The organism is Paenibacillus silagei (assembly GCF_017874735.1).
GTDB classification, from domain to species: Bacteria; Bacillota; Bacilli; order Paenibacillales; family Paenibacillaceae; genus Paenibacillus_AQ; species Paenibacillus_AQ silagei.
Genome location: NZ_JAGGLV010000003.1, coordinates 208,038 through 224,272 on the forward strand (window position 1 = coordinate 208,038; position 16,235 = coordinate 224,272).

The window sequence follows — 16,235 nt, forward strand, 5'->3', positions numbered from 1 at the left end:
ACCATCAGGAGGATTATATGAACCGTCAAATTACAGGATTCGTACCACTCACGCTATCTGAACTGGACACATTAACACAGCAGCTATCCCGGCTATTAGGGACACAGCATCCTCCGGTAATCATTCCGGGGGAGGCGATTCTAGGCATTGAGGCGGTAGCGGCAGGAATTGCTGCGCCGGGACGTACGATTCTGAACGTAGTGACCGGACCTTACGGCAGCTTGTTCGGGGAATGGCTTACGCGCGGCGGGGCTACCGTTAAGGAAGTGAAGGTTCCCTTCGACCAGGTGGTTACAGTAGAGGAGGTGGCCGCAGCGATTGAGAAGCATCAGCCGGTTGCGATTTCTTTGGTACAGGCAGAGGTGGTTACAGGCGGCTCGAACCCTGCGGAGGAGATCTTCAAGCTGGCCCGCAGGCATGACCTGATTACGGTAACGGATTCCGTGTCGGCTGTCGGGGGAGAGGCGTTGTCTGTGGATGAGTGGGCGGTGGATTTCGCTGTAATGGGTGCGCAAAAAGCGCTCGCCGGTCCTAACGGAATCAGCGCGGTCAGTATTTCTCCCCGCGGCTGGGCCTTCCTGGAGTCGAACGAACGGGCTCCGCGCAATTCCATTCTGTCCTTGCTGGATTTGCAGCCGTCCCCGGACGGAGCAGCGCCGCTCCGCGTCCCGCCGAATATCCCGGTCCTGGAAGCCAGAGCTCTAATCGAAGCCCTGGAGGCTGTTGCCGAAGAGGGGCTTTCACAGGTTATCCAGCGGCATGAACGTGCGGCGGCCTCTGCTGTCGCAGGGGTCTCGGAGCTTGGGCTTGCGCCTTGGCAGAAGGACAGCAGTCATTATTCCACGCTGACTACGACTGTTCGGATTGACGAGCAGCCGCTTCTGCTGATCAAGCAGCCTGTCGGTATCGTAGCTCCCGGGGACGGGGAATTATTCGGTCAATTGCTGCGGATCAATCATTTCGGAACGAATGCCAGCCGGGAGAGTGTCGAAGCAGCGGTGCAGACGCTGGCCAGACTGCTGAAGCTGGATGCTGAACCGGCAGTGCAGGCCGTCCGCCAGGTCTGGGGGGAAGCGGAATGATCCTTAAGCAGCCTCAATTTCAGGCATACACTGGAATCCATATTGCAGGCACCCAGGGGAAACGCTTCGATATCGAGATTACGAACGGGCGGTTCACCGCAGTGGCAGAAGTAGGTCCGCACCCGGAACAGGCGGAAGGCTCCCGGCAGCAGCAGCTATGGATCAGTCCGGGCATTCTCGATCTACACACCCATCTGGCCTGGACCGACTTCGACCATGACGACCAGCTCCGCCGGGACCCCCGCGAGATTGAGGTCATGCAGGCGGAGGCCTTCGCCGCTACCTTGCGGACGGGGGTAACTACAGCCCGCGACGCCGGCGGTATTCTGCCAGCCACGATCCGGCATCTCGTGAAGTATTACCAGCAGCCGCTGCGGGTAGAGACCAGCAGTGAAATGCTGGGAGCTTCCGATGCCAAGGGGGTTAAGCATCTGGAGAACCGCCTGATGGAGATCTACGCGACCGGGGCAGGCTGGGTCAAAATCATGGCAACCGGCGGTCTTGGCGCACCTACCGAGAAGGTTACGGAGCCGAACTTCTCCGGGGAGGAGTTCGCCTTCATCGTCCGTCATGCCCATGCGAACGGGAAGAAGGTATTGGTGCATACCTGGGGCGGGGTGACGATTGACTGGTCGATCCAAGCCGGAGTGGAATCTATTGAGCACGGGATGTTCATGACCTGGGATCAGGCCGGGAGACTGGCCGAATCCGGCGTGGCTTACGTGCCGACCACTTCAATCTACCGGATCGCCGCCGATCCGAAGGGAGTGCTGGCGCTAAGTCCGCTCATCTGTGAACGGGCCGCCCGGGCCGCCGATGCTCATGCCATCGCGCTCGGATATGCCAGGGAGGCAGGGGTGCGGCTTGGCTTCGGCACCGATTATGCTACGCCTGCGCTGCATGGCTACAACCTGCAGGAATTCGACACGCTGTTGGACTACGGCCTGAGCCGGGCGGAGGTCTGGCGGTCAGCTACAGAAGACGCAGCGGCGATACTTGGAAGCGGCCATGAGCTGGGCCGGATTGCGGAAGGCTATCTTGCCGATGCCGTCATCTACGCCGCCGATCCTTATCAGGCCAAGAATGCGGATCAACTGCGCACAAGCATTGTTACGGTCATTACTGGAGCGCAGGAAGAGGATTTGCTATAACGGTTGTGCAAAGAGGCTGTCCTTTCTGATGAAGGACAGCCTTTTTGCGGTGTGATGGCCCGAGGCCAAATGTAATCGAAAAACCGATCACATTGGGGCGCTACGTAGGCGTGTGAGCAAATGTAATCGAAAAACCGATCACATTGGGGCGCTACGTAGGCGTGTGAGCAAATGTAATCGAAAAACCGATCACATTGGAGCGTTACGTAGGCATGTGGCCGAATGTAATCGAAAAACCGATCACATTGGAGCGTTACGTAGGCGTGTGGTCCCAATGTAATCGAAAAACCGATCACATTGGAGCGTTACGTAGGCATGTGGCCGAATGTAATCGAAAAACCGATCATATTGGAGCGCTACGTAGGCGTGTGGCCGAATGTAATCGAAAAACCGATCACATTGGAGCGTTACGTAGGCGTGTGGCCGAATGTAATCGAAAAACCGATCACATTAGGACGCTACGGAGGTGTGTGACCAAATGTAATCGAAAAACCGATCACATTGTGCCCTCTGAGCCTCCCAGATTTTCACCTGCCAGCATCATTCAATTCAAATCGTAACCATTCACAGCTCAGTATACTGCTTAACCACTTGATCCAGGTAGGACTCAACCGCAGGTGTCTTCTTATCCCCGGCAGCATCGAGCAGCGTTACCAGCTTGGGCAGAATATTTAGCACCTTGTTGTCACCCGGGCCCTCCATCAGGACGTGGTCGTAGGCCCGGCGCAGCTCAGGGTCGAGTTCATTCGTGTCGTAATCGTAGGCTGGGGTGTTATCCGAGCCGAGCAGTACTAGTCGAACCGTATAGGACATTTCATTGCGGATGGCCGCCGTCCGGTTCGACTTCGGATAATCCTGAACATAATCACTCATGATAGCCGCTCTGCCGATCAGCTCATCCCAAGTGATCACGATACCTGCATCGAAGGTGGAAGGCTTGTTGCTCTCCGTTGCCATGATATCAATATACGCGGCGATATCCTTGCTGACATAGGGCTTGAAGACCTTGAAGCCTTCATAATGCATAACCGCATAATACATGCCTTCGCTGGTCTCCAGCTTATAGCCTTTATCCCAAATCTCTTCCATCAGCTTGCGGACCGCAGGCGCTTTAACCCGCTTCAGGATCTCCGTATAGGTCATATCGTTGTTAATTTCGGCATCCATTAGTGCCCTTTGCACAGAATCTGTATATAGCTTCTCAGAGAACTGCTCAAGCCCAGCCTTCTGGGCATTCTCCAATTGAAGGGTCATTACCGTGCCGTACCAGGAACCAACTTTGGAGATATGATTCATAAGATATTTGCGTGCTTGCGCGAGGCTTGCGGGATTGCTGGCATATTTGCGGAACTGGTTGTAGACCGTCTGGGCATCAGCTGTGGATGCCGACGCTGCAGCTACGGGCTGTCCACCAACGCCTGCAAACACTGTGCCGCCTGCCAGAGTCAGAGCTGTACCGAGCAGCACCGCTCTTGCTGTTTTTGCTAAGGTTTCTGGTAATGTTCTCATTATGTACCTCCTGTGGGATAAGATGCTTTCTGCAACGCCTATATAAATTGAACTTAAGGATTTAAGTTAAGGGAAAAGTGGCGGAGGGGAATTTTGGAACTGGAGGAGCGGTAGCGACCGCCTGAAAGCTTTCCGTAGGAAAGCTCGCTATCTACAGCATCAGCAGTCTGCGGATTTCTACCGTTAAAAACGGATAAATCATGAAATCTGCTGACAACAGCGGCCGGAAGTCCAAAACTTCTCTGGAGTCACGGCACATCCCAAAACATAAAAGCCATTAGTTCAATCTATCCTATTTATTTGGACAGATCCGGAATGGATGAATCGGGCGACTCATATGAAATAACGCTTGACTTGGAACGCATTTCATAACCTATAGTTCAGTGGAAGACTAGACAAAGGGGAGAAGAGGACATGAATCAAACTAGCAGAAAGATTGTTTTCATCGATATTGACGGAACGCTTCTTATGGAGAATGGAATAGTTCCGGAATCGGCAGTGCAGGCATGCCAGCAGGCACGGAAGAACGGGCATTTGCTGTACCTGTGCACCGGACGCTCCAAGGCTGAAATCTATGATTATATCTGGGAGATCGGGTTCGACGGGTTGATTGGAGCGGCCGGCGGATATGTGGAGAGCGGTGGCGAAATGCTTTATCATAAAAAAGTGACCCCGGAGGATGCGAAGCATTTGATCGATTATTTTAACGCGAACGGGGTCGATTTCATTCTGGAATCCAATACGGCGCTTCACGGCAGCCGCCATTTACAACCGCATCTGGAACGCAGAATCTATGGCGACTTGCTGAATGACCCCGAGGCTCAGGAGAGAAAACGGCAGTCACCCCATCCCTATATTGCAACACTAACTTATGGGGACGAGGAGTTATATCTGGATGACGTTAATAAGATATGCTTCTTGGAGAGCAGCCTGCCCTTTGATCAGATTCAGAAGGAGTTACAGGATCGCTTCACGGCAATTCAGTGCTCCATCCCGATCTTCGGGGAGAACAGCGGGGAGCTGATGATGCCTGGTGTTCATAAGGCTGCGGCTATTGCCGATGTCCTGCAGCATTTGAATATCCCCCTGGAGGACAGTATGGCGATTGGCGACGGACTTAACGATCTGGAGATGCTGGGATATGTCCAGGTGGGGATTGCCATGGGCAATGCCCGCGAGCAGCTCAAAGCAATTGCCGATGATATCACAGATTCTATTGAGAATGATGGACTGTATAATTGCTTCCTGAAGCACGGACTGATCTGACTAACGGGTTGATCTCCGGGAAGACTCGTGTTAAAATGCACTTAATTAAGCGATTGGAGTTGAAGAGTATCGTGCGGACATTTCTTGCGTAATGTGACCAATAAACAAGCGTTATTTGTGGCGCGCAATTTATGGTTGATATGCAGGAAGGGTCTGCCTCTTTTCACTCTGGTCCAAATATCCTTATTCAAGTCCGCCTGGAGATAGTGTCCGGGTATGGGATTTGCTGTGTTTATTTGAGCTGCTGGAGGAGAACCTTCTTGCAGCTTTTATTTTTGTAAATACAGGAGGATACGTGTATGTCTTTGATTAATGTGAGCAAGCTGACTTTTGCCTATGAGGGCACTTACGAACATATTTTTGAGAATGTGAGCTTTCAGCTGGATACAGATTGGAAATTGGGCTTCACCGGACGCAACGGCCGCGGCAAAACAACCTTCCTGAACCTGCTGCTTGGCAAATATGAGTACAGCGGGACGATATCCGCGCAGGTGGGCTTCGAGTATTTCCCGTTTGCGGTGGCTGACCCTGCGGCTCTGACCATGGATGTCATGCAGGAGATCGACCCGGAGATGGAGCACTGGAAGCTCATGCGCGAGCTGTCGCTGCTGCGGGTGTCCGAAGATACGCTCTACCGGCCGTTTGAATCGCTGTCGAACGGGGAGCAGACGAAGGTGCTGCTGGCCGCTCTGTTCGTGCGCGAGAACCAGTTCCTGCTCATAGACGAGCCGACGAACCATCTGGATGCGAAGGGCCGGAAGCTGGTCAGTGACTATCTGCGTACGAAGAGCGGGTATATTCTGGTGTCGCATGACCGTGCTTTTCTCGATAACTGTGTGGACCATATCTTGTCGATTAACAAGACCAATATTGAGATCCAGAAGGGCAACTTCAGCAGCTGGTGGGAGAATAAGTCCAGACAGGATCAGTTCGAGCTGGCGGAGGATGAGAAGCTGCGGAAGGACATCAAGCGCTTGTCGGACTCTGCCAAAAGAACGGGCGGCTGGGCGCATGAAGTCGAGAAATCTAAGAATGGCACCCGGAGCTCCGGCAACAAATTGGATAAAGGCTACGTCGGCCACAAGGCCGCCAAGATGATGAAGCGCTCCAAGTCGATTCAGCAGCGGCAGGAATCCGCCATCGCGGAGAAGTCGAAGCTGCTGCGTAATCTGGAGAGCGCGGACAGTCTGAAGATTGCACAGCTTCCTTATCATAAGCAGCAATTGGTGGAGCTGGAGGATCTGTCGATCCGCTATGACGACAAAACGGTATGCTCCGGTGTTAGCTTCGCTCTGGAACAGGGGGACCGGATCTCCCTCTCCGGCAGCAACGGCTCAGGCAAATCAAGCATTCTGAAGCTGATCTGCGGGGAGGACATAAACTATACCGGCCACTTCGCACGGGACAGCCAGTTGTCTATCTCTTATGTATCCCAGGATACTTCGCAGCTCAAGGGCAGCCTGAGTGAATATGCGAGAGAGCAGGGGATCGACGAGAGCCTGTTCAAGTCGATTCTGCGGAAGCTCGATTTCTCGCGGCTGCAATTCGAGAAGGATATGTCCACGTACAGCGGCGGGCAAAAGAAAAAGGTGCTGATTGCCGCCAGCCTCAGTGAGCAGGTGCATCTGCACATCTGGGATGAGCCTCTGAACTTCATCGATGTCATCTCCCGGATGCAGATCGAGGAGCTGCTGCTGGAATATACACCGACGATCCTGTTCGTGGAGCATGACCGCGAATTCTGCGCGAATATTGCAACTAAGCAGGTTGTACTCGACTAAGCAGGTATCAAATCTGTACCGGAAGCTCAAATTGTTCCTTCAACCGCTTGATGTCGGCCCGCGGGGGAGCGCCAAACATACGGGAATATTCCCGGCTGAACTGTGAGGCGCTCTCATAGCCGACCCGGAAGGCAACATCGGCTGCATCTGCAGACTCGGCTAATAGCAGGCGGCGAGCCTCCTGCAGGCGCAGCTGCTTCTGGAACTGGATCGGGCTCATAGCCGTAACTTCCTTGAAGTTGCGGTGGAATGCGGAGACGCTCATATTGGCGATATCGGCCAGCTCGTCGATCCGCAGAGCCTGTTCGCTATGGCTGACAATCTGCTCAATTGCTTCCCTGATCCGGTAAGTGCTGCTGCCTTCCATGGCAATCTGGGCCAGCGTTACTCCATATGGTCCCTGCAGCAGTTTATACAGAATTTCCTTAGTATATAGAGGGGCAAGGAACGGGATGTCTTTGGGAGTATTGAGCAACCGCGCCAGACGGTGAAGCGCATCCAGCAGATCCGTGTCGATGTGTCCGACGAATAAGGCACGCCGGGCATTCTCCCGGGGGAGAATCTGCAGCTGCGATTCATGGAGGACCTCCAGAATCTGGTTTTGCGTGAATTCCATTTTGAAGCTTAAATAGGGAACCTCCGGGGACGCCTTAATCACTTGTCCCACTACCGGCAAATTCATTGAAGCCACCAGGAAATCAGAAGAGGTATATACAAAATGCTCCTGAGCCAGCATAATCTCCTTCACGCCTTGGGTAATGAAGCAGAAACACGGGTTATACACCCGGTAAGCAGGCTCACTCGCCTGGGAGTAACGGATGAATTGCAGTGCAGGCACGGCCGTTTCATGAGCGCCGTCCCGGCCGGTATGCCGCTCAATCAGCCGGCACAGCTCAAGCTTTTGCGTTGCGATAGCTTCAGTCACTTGAGAGCCTCCTTAGGTTCATATGGTTTCATTATAGGGCATATCCGGCGGGAGTGTTAATGAGAACGGTAGGATTAGGCAATCATTCGCGACTATTGTGATAACGCTAATCCATTATCTGTTGCACAATAAGAGAGACTGATATATACACTATTCTCAGGAAAGCAGGGAACAAGCGAATGGAATATACAAAAATGGGCAACACCGGCCTTGATGTCTCCAGACTGTGCCTGGGCTGTATGAGCTTTGGCGATGCCAAGCGCTGGGTGCACCCTTGGGTGCTGGATGAAGAGCAGAGCCGGACGATGATCCGTACCGCACTGGACCTGGGCATTAATTTCTTCGATACGGCCAATGTCTATTCTGACGGCACGAGTGAAGAAATGCTCGGACGGGCTTTGAAGGACATGACTGCCAGGGATGAGGTGGTGATTGCGACCAAAGTATTCTTCCCTATGCGAACCGGACCGAACGGCGGGGGCTTGTCCCGCAAAGCGATTATGAGCGAGATCGACCACAGCCTGAAGCGGCTGGGAACTGATTACGTTGATCTGTACCAGATTCACCGCTGGGATTATACTACGCCGATTGAAGAAACGATGGAAGCCCTGCATGATGTGGTGAAGGCGGGAAAAGCCCGCTACATTGGCGCTTCCGCCATGTATGCCTGGCAGTTCCAGAAGGCGCTGCATGTTGCTGATATGAACGGCTGGACCCGGTTCGTCTCCATGCAGAACCATCTGAATCTCATCTATCGTGAAGAGGAACGTGAGATGCTCCCGCTCTGTAAGGAAGAGGGCATTGCGGTCATCCCCTACAGCCCCTTGGCTTCTGGCCGGCTAACCCGGGACTGGGCGGAATCTACGCTGCGCTCGGAAACGGATCAGGTACAGAGATCCAAATACGATGCTACAGCCGATAAGGACCGCCTGATTGTCGAGCAGGTAGCTGCCATTGCGGCAGAGCGCGGAGTTCCGCGCATCCATGTTGCACTGGCCTGGCTGCTGCAGAAACAGCCGGTCACTGCGCCGATTATCGGGGCGACGAAGCTGTCGCATATTACCGATGCGGTGGGAGCGTTATCCCTTCAGCTGACAGCTGAAGAGATTGCCCGGCTGGAAGACCACTACGTGCCGCATGCTATCGTTGGAGCGCTTTAAAAATTTCCATTCAGTAGACAACGGAATCAGCTCCATCCATTGAGCGCGTGCCGGTATGATCCGGCATGCGCTTTTTGCTGCACCGACACACCTGCCTGCCATACCCGCCCGTATCCCTTAAACCTACCTCTGTTGGTAAGCGCTTCACAAGATCAAATCAGAACGATAGATATCCAACCGCTGTTATATAGGCGCGGGTGGCAGTTCCTTTTATGATAGAAGTATCAAGGGGGGAGACCATTGTTCAACAAAATCTACAAATACCGCTGGCAATATCTGATGATCCTGCCCGGAGTAGTCCTGCTGTTTCTGTTCAGCTATATCCCCATGGCCGGCATTCAGGTTGCCTTCAAGGATTTTCAGATTGGTACTTCGATCTGGGACAGCACATGGGCAGGCTTGGATAACTTCACATTCCTGGAAGACCCGCAGTTCCTGACCGTGGTCCAGAATACGCTGTACATTTCGGTGCTGAAGTTCATCTGCGGCTTCCCCGCCCCGATTCTGCTGGCGCTCCTGATCAATGAAGTGACCCGGCCGGCATTCAAGCGTTTCGTCCAGTCGGTCAGCTATCTGCCGCATTTCTTCTCCTGGATCGTGGTTGCTTATATTCTGCAATCCTTCCTCACGCTGGACGGCGGGCTGGTCAATCAATTCATCGGGCAGGCGGGGGGAGAACCGGTATTCTTCCTGGGCTCGGCGGAGTGGTTCCGTCCAATAGTTATCTTCAGCGGCTTATGGAAAGAGACCGGCTGGAACACCATTCTCTATCTGGCCGCCATTACAACCATTGATCCCCAGCTGTATGAATCAGCGAAGGTGGAAGGTGCAGGCAAGCTGGCACAGATCCGCCATATCACAATTCCCGGAATACTGCCGACTATCTCCATTGTGCTGATTCTCAGTATTCCAAGCTTAATAACAGTGGGAATGGATCAGATTTATCCGCTCATGAATTCTGCCAATCATAGCGTTGCTGATGTGCTGGATACGTATATTCTCCGCAACGGCTTGCAGCAGGGGTACTTCGGAATGGCGACGGCAGTAGGACTATTGTCTTCGCTGATCAGCCTGATTCTGGTCGTCTCAACCAATCAGCTGTCCAGAAAACTAAACGGGGAAGGACTGTGGTGATGGCCCATGAAAGCAAGCCGTGGTGAAAAAATAGCAGAATACATCATTATTATTCTGCTATCCCTGTTATGCGTATCGGTGCTGTATCCGTTCCTCTACATGCTGGCGATTTCGCTGAATGACGGTGCGGATGCGGCCAAAGGCGGGGTCTATCTCTGGCCGCGCAGCTTCACACTGATCAATTACGAGATTGTGCTTGGCAACGAGACCATCCGGCATTCCTATCTAATTACAGTGGGCAGAACGATAATTGGGACGGTTGGCGGGCTGCTGGTCACCTTGCTGGTGGCCTTCGGCCTCTCCTACCGGGGATTGCCGCTGCGCAGCATGATTCTCAGCTACATTCTGCTGACTATGCTGTTCAGCGGGGGGCTCGTTCCCTTTTATATTCAGCTCAATAATCTTGGCCTGATTAATACGTTCTGGGTGTATATTCTGCCGGGACTGTTCTCCGTCTGGAACATGTTCGTCATGCTGAAATTCATTCAGGGCATCCCGGAAGCACTCATCGAGTCGGCGGAGCTGGATGGGGCAGGACCGGTCCGTATTCTATGGCAAATTATCGTACCGTTATCGAAGCCTATGCTCGCTGCGCTGGGGCTGTTCACGGCTGTGGGCCACTGGAATGACTGGTTCGCCGGGGCCTTCTTCGTCACGAAGCAGAATTTGATTCCGGTGCAGACCTTCCTGCAGCAGCTGCTGGCGGCACAGGATCTGTCGGCCGTGCTCGGCTCCAACAATAATCAGGAGGCGCTGGCCCGGAGCTCGCAGCTTCAGAATATTACGCTGATGTCGATCAAAATGTCTGTGGTGATGGTCAGTGCACTGCCGATTCTCTGTGTGTATCCTTTCCTGCAGAAATATTTCGTCAAAGGCGTTCTCCTGGGATCAGTAAAGGGTTGACCTCTAAGTTTAACCGCCATAGAAGCATTATGCAGTACAATAACCATATAGGGGGAGTATTCTAGTGACAATCAAACAAGCCCGGCTAACAGCTCTGACCATGACGTCTCTGCTGACGATCATCAGCGGGTGTTCCGGCTCCAATTCCGGCGGCGGAAATACGGCGGCAAACAACAGCGGTACTGGTAATAAACCGGCAGCTTCTCAGGCAGCGGGCGGTTCTACAGGCTTCAACCTCTGGCTTGGCTGGACGGCGACCATCAATAATGACAGCCTGGTGCAGAAGTATTGGCGGGAAGAGGAGCCGGGGGTAGATGTGAAGCTGGAGGCTACACAGGGCGATGCGATGACAGCGCTTAACCTGAAGATCAATACCGGCGGGTTCGAGGATGCGGCGATCTTCAGCCGGAACGAGACGGTGAAAAGCGCCATGCGGCGCTCCAAGCAGGTGCTGCCAGTGGAGCAGTATTTCGACATGCCGGATAAATATCCGGGACTTGCGGCGATTCCGAAGCAATATCTGGAGTTAATGAAGGATGAGGACGGCCATATCTGGTCGATTCCGACCTGGTTTGACCAGAACCCGGAGCAGCCTTGGCCGGGCTGGGCCTCGCAGGGCTGGTTCGTCAGAACGGATGTGCTGGAGAAGACAGGCATGACTACAGCCGATCTGTCAACACTGGATGGGGTTGAGGACTTTCTGAAGAAGGCTACAGAGCAGAAAGACGCCTCCGGCAAAACATTGCTTCCCATGTCCTTCCTTATGGACACTAATGATTCGCTCGGCTGGAGTGACGAGAATGCGGTACTGACTGCGTTTGGAGTCAGTACGGGCGGCAATGGCATTCAGAAGCAGGGGGATCAATTTCTCTTCGCTTATGATAATCCCAATTATAAGGCCGCTTATCAATGGATGAATAAGCTGTACCGGGAGAAGCTGATTGATCCGGAAGTAGTGACCAATAAGGGAGAGCAATATATTGAGAAGAACAAATCCGGCCGGGTCGCGCTGAATGTAGGCAGCTTCTGGAACATCAACGCAACTGCCTGGGAGACGCTGGATGGCCCTACTGAGCCAGGCTGGTTCTATGAGGTCATTCCTTTCCCTAAGGTTGCGGGGGTTGAGAAGCTGGGCATTAATCAGGTCACGAACCCGAATCCGGGTTATGATGTCTATATCAGCCAGAAGACCAAGAATCTTGAGGCGATTCTGAAATTCCTGGATTACAGCCTGCAGCCGAAGCCGGAACAACAGCAGGTAATGAGCGAAGGGCCGGCAGGCAAGTACTGGGACTGGGTGGACCAGCCGCTGGGCAAGTGGAAATTTACAGATGAGACGTATAAGACCGCACGCAACTCCGGAGATGCCGCCCAGAAATCCAAGGTGACACCAGAGCTCTATATGACCTCTTCCTACAGTAATCAGTGGTACCCGTGGTGGAACACAGAAGATGGCGGTAAGGCAGGCGCAGCCAAGACGATTCAATTCACCGAAGCCATTGGGAAGATGGGCACGATCCGTGTAGCCGAGCCTTATGATCTGATCGAGGTTAAGCAGGGCGGGGTATGGGAGAAATACTCACTGGAGCTGGAAAATATCCGCAAGGAATACCGGGCTAAGCTGCTGATGGCGGGGGATGATGCCAAATTCGAAGCGGAGTGGAACGGGTTCCAGGAAGCGCTGGAGAAACGCGGACATTGGAGTGAGGTCAAGGCCGAGTGGTTAAGCAGATATGAGGAAGAAACGAACGCAGGCAGCTAGAAACAAGTGGAAACGGCTTTGCTGTCCTTTTAAAGGACGGCACCGTTTCAGCGAGAAATAGAAGGATAATGTATAGCGTGAAACATATAAATTCTTAAATTTTAAAATATGCCGGAGCGCCCTTCACCTGTGAGGGGGGCTCCCTTTATAGTTCGTGGGAGGGCCATATGATCAAGCAGAGTATAGAAAAAGGGATTATTCGTATGACCCGGTCCATGAACCTGAGAGGTAAAATTGTCCTGTTCTACGGCCTGATTGTATTCCTTCCTACCGTGCTGCTTGCAGCGGGAGCAGGCTACCTGATGCTGCAGACCGTCCGGGCCAATTATATTCTGACCATCAGGGAAGCTGTACGCCAGAGTGCGCAGAGCATCGAGTTCCGCAAGCAGAGCTATGACCTTCTAGCTACACGGACAGCGACAGATGGTGAATTGATCTCAAGAATAACGCGGGATTATACGGATATCTCAGAACAGCTTGGCACCGTCAATTACGTGGACAGATCCTTCCTGTTTACCAGCAAATACCTTCCGGGTATTGAGAACTTCCGCATCTACCATACCAATGCTACGCTGGTGCAGGATGGCGGCCTGTTGTGGAAGCCTGAGGGGCGGATGCTGTCCGGACAGCGTGAGCAAGACTGGTATGCGCAGCGGCTATCTTCTCAGGATAATCTGGTATGGACCAATGCCAAGGATGACCGAAACAAGCTTGTCGTATCCCACAAAATCCTTGACAGCAATGGGGACGTACACGGGCTGGTCTATCTGCTGCTGGATTATAAAAGCGTGTTCGCGGAATCCTTCGACCATCCCTTTGACGGCGCCGGGGAGATGTATATCGTTGACGGCAGCCAGCGGATCATTGCCTCCTCAGAACCGTCCGAGATCGCTACCTCGTTATCCTCCTCCTCATTAAGTGAATACTGGGGCAGGCCTGACGGAACTACCCGGACTAACAACGGAACGGTACTGATTACACAGGAGATCAAATCCGGCTGGCGGGTTGGCGCACTGGTACATCTGGACCGCCTGGAGGAGCAGTCCAGACGGATTCTGTATTATATCGCAGCGGGAATAGCGTTCTTCCTGCTGTTGTCTGTTTTCCTGATTATGATTGTCCTGAAGAATATCATCTGGCGGATACGCAAGCTGGGGAACCGGATGACGGATATATCGGAAGGATATTTCGAAGTAAAGGTGAAGAACCGGGACAAGGATGAGCTGGGCGAGCTGGAGGTGCTGTTTAACTCCATGTCAGGGCGGCTCGGGAAGCTGGTTGAAGAGCATACGGAAGCGCTGCTTAAGGAGCGCGAGCAATCGTTTCGGGCGCTGCAGGCACAGATTAATCCGCACTTCATTTACAACTCGCTTAGCCTGATCCGCTGGCGGGCGCTGGATCTGCAGGATGAGCTGCAAGTCCGCACGATAGATGCGCTGACGACCTTTTACCGGCTGGCACTGGGCAATCAGGATAATGTAACCCGGCTGAGCGATGAACTGGAGCATGTGAAGGCGTATATCGATATCCAGCAGCTCCGTTATCCGGGCCAGGTGTCGGTGGAGTGGGAGGTGGAGCCGGAGATCCTGAATCTCTATACCATCAAGCTAATCCTGCAGCCGATTGTAGAGAACTGTTATCTGCATGGAGTCATTACGGCCAGGAAGCATGCTTTTATTCAGATTACGGCCGAACGCAGAGGGGATGAGGTGCGCATTCAGGTTTTTGACAACGGGCAAGGGATCGGACAGGATAAGCTTGAAAAGATACGCTCCGGTACCTACAGCGGCACGAGGAACGGATTCGGCATGAACAATATCAGGGAACGTCTGGCACTATATTTCGGTTCCGGGGGCCGCCTTGAAATCGACAGTGCAGAAGACGAATGGACGGTGGTAACCATCCATATTCCGCTCTGCGTAGAACGTCCCGAGCTGAAGAAGAAGGAGGGGTAACATGCGTGCATTGATTGTTGACGATGAGCCCATGCAGATTCAAGGTCTCCTCCGGCATATCCGCTGGGAGGCGCTAGGCTATAGGGCGCCTCTTACCGCCCGATCCGGGATGGAAGCGCTCGCTATATTGCAGGAGAACAAAGTGGATGTGCTCATTACCGATGTGGCAATGCCCGGGATGACCGGAATCGAGCTGCTCGCCAGAATTCAGGCTGATTATCCGCAGCAGCAGTCTATGCAGACGATAATCATCAGCGGCTTCGATGAATTTGAATTCGTGCAGGAGGCGATCCAGCTTGGGGCTAAGGCCTATGTGCTGAAGCCGGTCAAGACGCAGGAGCTGGAACAGAAGCTGGAGGCTCTCCGCGCAGCAGCTGAGAAGAAAAAACTGCTGGAGCAGGAAACAGCCCTGCTCAAGGAGAAGGTTACAGAGAGCCGGGAAGTGTTGCTGGAGCGTTTCATTAAGGATCTGACCGGAGGCTGGATTCACAGTGATGAACTGCTGGATTCGTGGCGGCGTCTGCTTGATCTTCCGGCAGGAGATTGGCAGGCTACGCTGTTTCTGTTCGACTGTGACAGTCTTCACCTGCATCATAGCCATGATGCTAAGGAACAGATTCTGCTGGGTGAAGGCCTGCAGAATGCGGTGAAGCTTGGGCTGGCCGGCTTCTCCGGCGCTTATATCGGGAAAGCGGGAGCAGGGGAGAGCGCTGTGCTGGTTCTGGAAGCGGTTCCGCAGGTGCGGGCCAGTCTGGAGAAGCAGCTAAGCTTCATTCAGGAAGTGCTTCAGGAACAATATGGTGCTTCCGTTACGGTCGGGGTCAGCAGAATGGCGTGCAGTTGGACGGAAATTCCGCTCCTGTATAAAGAGGTCCGGCATATGATTGCCGATGCACGGCTTGCCGGATATGGGCAGATTGTATATTGTGACCGGCATCTGATGAACGAATATCATGATTTCCGGCTGCGTGAGGAGTATATCCCGGAGATCGTCAAGCTGATTGAGCTTGGGGAGAACAGCAAGGCGTCGGCTTATGCAAGCCATGCTTTTGAGATGATGCTGGCCGGAGAGCCAATCTCCTTCTCTTATGTGCAGGCGTTCGGCATGGGACTGCTCAGCGAGCTGGCACGCAAGCTTAAGCGGAATCAGGACACGGATACCGAAACGAATATTCTGATGTGGCAGCGCTTAATTGACTGCACCGGAGTGGAGGAAGTGCGGAAGGTCGTGCTGGAATATCTCGTTCATTATACACAGCATAAGCAGAAGGAGCAGACTGCACAGCAGCATCATCTGATCCAGCAGGTCCGTCAGCATCTGGCTGAACATCTGCAGGAGAATCTGACGGTGAAGCAGCTGGCCGGCCTGTACCATCTGAATTCAAGTTATTTAAGTGTACTGTTCAAAAAAGAAACAGGCCAGACGATCTCCGAATATGTCCAGGAAACGCGTATGAATAAGGCCAAGGAGCTGCTCCGTGATCCTGGCATTAAGGTCTATGAAGTCGCGGAGCAGGTAGGCTTTCAGACGGCGGCCTATTTCGCCTTCCTCTTCAAGAAGACCACCGGTACTACCCCGCAAGAGTATAGAGATTACCATTACTAGG

12 protein-coding genes are annotated in these 16,235 nt (G+C 53.2%); 10 read left to right on the forward strand and 2 right to left on the reverse strand.

Going from position 1 to position 16,235, the window contains the following annotated elements; translation table 11 throughout:
• Nucleotides 1-17: 17 nt before the first annotated feature.
• Entirely contained in the window at nucleotides 18-1,082 is a 1,065-nt protein-coding gene (locus J2Z70_RS06415; protein WP_209870605.1) for a pyridoxal-phosphate-dependent aminotransferase family protein, read from the forward strand.
• Entirely contained in the window at nucleotides 1,079-2,233 is a 1,155-nt protein-coding gene (locus J2Z70_RS06420; protein ID WP_209870609.1) for an amidohydrolase family protein, read from the forward strand. Before J2Z70_RS06415 ends, J2Z70_RS06420 begins: the two co-directional genes overlap by 4 nt.
• A 564-nt stretch (nucleotides 2,234-2,797) precedes the next feature.
• Here the strand turns inward: J2Z70_RS06420 and J2Z70_RS06425 are convergent.
• On the reverse strand, nucleotides 2,798-3,742 hold the full coding sequence (locus J2Z70_RS06425; protein ID WP_209870612.1) for a hypothetical protein: 945 nt from the start codon (nucleotides 3,740-3,742) through the stop codon (nucleotides 2,798-2,800).
• Between the two features lie 414 nt (nucleotides 3,743-4,156).
• On the opposite strand from J2Z70_RS06425, the gene J2Z70_RS06430 reads away from it, so the two are divergent.
• Together J2Z70_RS06430 and J2Z70_RS06435 are read left to right on the forward strand one after the other, a co-directional pair.
• Nucleotides 4,157-5,008: a Cof-type HAD-IIB family hydrolase gene (locus tag J2Z70_RS06430; protein WP_209870615.1), complete on the forward strand. Its 852-nt coding sequence runs from the start codon at nucleotides 4,157-4,159 to the stop codon at nucleotides 5,006-5,008.
• 299 nt (nucleotides 5,009-5,307) lie between these two features.
• Nucleotides 5,308-6,789, forward strand: a complete 1,482-nt coding sequence (locus tag J2Z70_RS06435) for an Lsa family ABC-F type ribosomal protection protein (protein WP_209870618.1) — start codon at nucleotides 5,308-5,310, stop codon at nucleotides 6,787-6,789.
• A 7-nt stretch (nucleotides 6,790-6,796) separates the two neighbouring features.
• On the opposite strand, the gene J2Z70_RS06440 is transcribed toward J2Z70_RS06435, so the two are convergent.
• Complete coding sequence (locus J2Z70_RS06440; protein ID WP_209870620.1) at nucleotides 6,797-7,714, reverse strand: AraC family transcriptional regulator; 918 nt, start codon at nucleotides 7,712-7,714, stop codon at nucleotides 6,797-6,799.
• Nucleotides 7,715-7,893: 179 nt separating this feature from the next.
• On the opposite strand from J2Z70_RS06440, the gene J2Z70_RS06445 reads away from it, so the two are divergent.
• The 6 genes from J2Z70_RS06445 (at nucleotide 7,894) to J2Z70_RS06470 (ending at nucleotide 16,234) form a co-directional block, all read left to right on the forward strand.
• Nucleotides 7,894-8,874 (forward strand): aldo/keto reductase, encoded by a 981-nt coding sequence (locus J2Z70_RS06445; protein ID WP_209870623.1) that lies wholly within the window; start codon nucleotides 7,894-7,896, stop codon nucleotides 8,872-8,874.
• Nucleotides 8,875-9,114: 240 nt separating this feature from the next.
• Nucleotides 9,115-10,008 (forward strand): ABC transporter permease, encoded by an 894-nt coding sequence (locus tag J2Z70_RS06450; RefSeq protein WP_209870626.1) that lies wholly within the window; start codon nucleotides 9,115-9,117, stop codon nucleotides 10,006-10,008.
• 6 nt (nucleotides 10,009-10,014) lie between these two features.
• Nucleotides 10,015-10,911, forward strand: coding sequence for a carbohydrate ABC transporter permease (locus J2Z70_RS06455; protein ID WP_209870629.1), 897 nt, complete (start codon nucleotides 10,015-10,017; stop codon nucleotides 10,909-10,911).
• 64 nt (nucleotides 10,912-10,975) lie between these two features.
• On the forward strand, nucleotides 10,976-12,673 hold the full coding sequence (locus J2Z70_RS06460) for a type 2 periplasmic-binding domain-containing protein (RefSeq protein WP_342592992.1): 1,698 nt from the start codon (nucleotides 10,976-10,978) through the stop codon (nucleotides 12,671-12,673).
• Between the two features lie 167 nt (nucleotides 12,674-12,840).
• On the forward strand, nucleotides 12,841-14,628 hold the full coding sequence (locus tag J2Z70_RS06465; protein ID WP_209870633.1) for a sensor histidine kinase: 1,788 nt from the start codon (nucleotides 12,841-12,843) through the stop codon (nucleotides 14,626-14,628).
• A gap of 1 nt (nucleotide 14,629) precedes the next feature.
• Nucleotides 14,630-16,234, forward strand: a complete 1,605-nt coding sequence (locus J2Z70_RS06470) for a response regulator (RefSeq protein WP_245368025.1) — start codon at nucleotides 14,630-14,632, stop codon at nucleotides 16,232-16,234.
• Nucleotide 16,235: the final 1 nt, after the last annotated feature.

Excerpts from the sequence above, each read along its gene's own strand:
- J2Z70_RS06415 (WP_209870605.1), top strand. The coding sequence starts at position 18 with ATGAACCGTCAAATTACAGGATTCGTACCACTCACGCTATCTGAACTG.
- J2Z70_RS06420 (WP_209870609.1), top strand. The coding sequence starts at position 1,079 with ATGATCCTTAAGCAGCCTCAATTTCAGGCATACACTGGAATCCATATT.
- J2Z70_RS06425 (WP_209870612.1), bottom strand. The coding sequence starts at position 3,742 with ATGAGAACATTACCAGAAACCTTAGCAAAAACAGCAAGAGCGGTGCTG.
- J2Z70_RS06430 (WP_209870615.1), top strand. The coding sequence starts at position 4,157 with ATGAATCAAACTAGCAGAAAGATTGTTTTCATCGATATTGACGGAACG.
- J2Z70_RS06435 (WP_209870618.1), top strand. The coding sequence starts at position 5,308 with ATGTCTTTGATTAATGTGAGCAAGCTGACTTTTGCCTATGAGGGCACT.
- J2Z70_RS06445 (WP_209870623.1), top strand. The coding sequence starts at position 7,894 with ATGGAATATACAAAAATGGGCAACACCGGCCTTGATGTCTCCAGACTG.
- J2Z70_RS06455 (WP_209870629.1), top strand. The coding sequence starts at position 10,015 with ATGAAAGCAAGCCGTGGTGAAAAAATAGCAGAATACATCATTATTATT.
- J2Z70_RS06465 (WP_209870633.1), top strand. The coding sequence starts at position 12,841 with ATGATCAAGCAGAGTATAGAAAAAGGGATTATTCGTATGACCCGGTCC.
- J2Z70_RS06470 (WP_245368025.1), top strand. The coding sequence starts at position 14,630 with ATGCGTGCATTGATTGTTGACGATGAGCCCATGCAGATTCAAGGTCTC.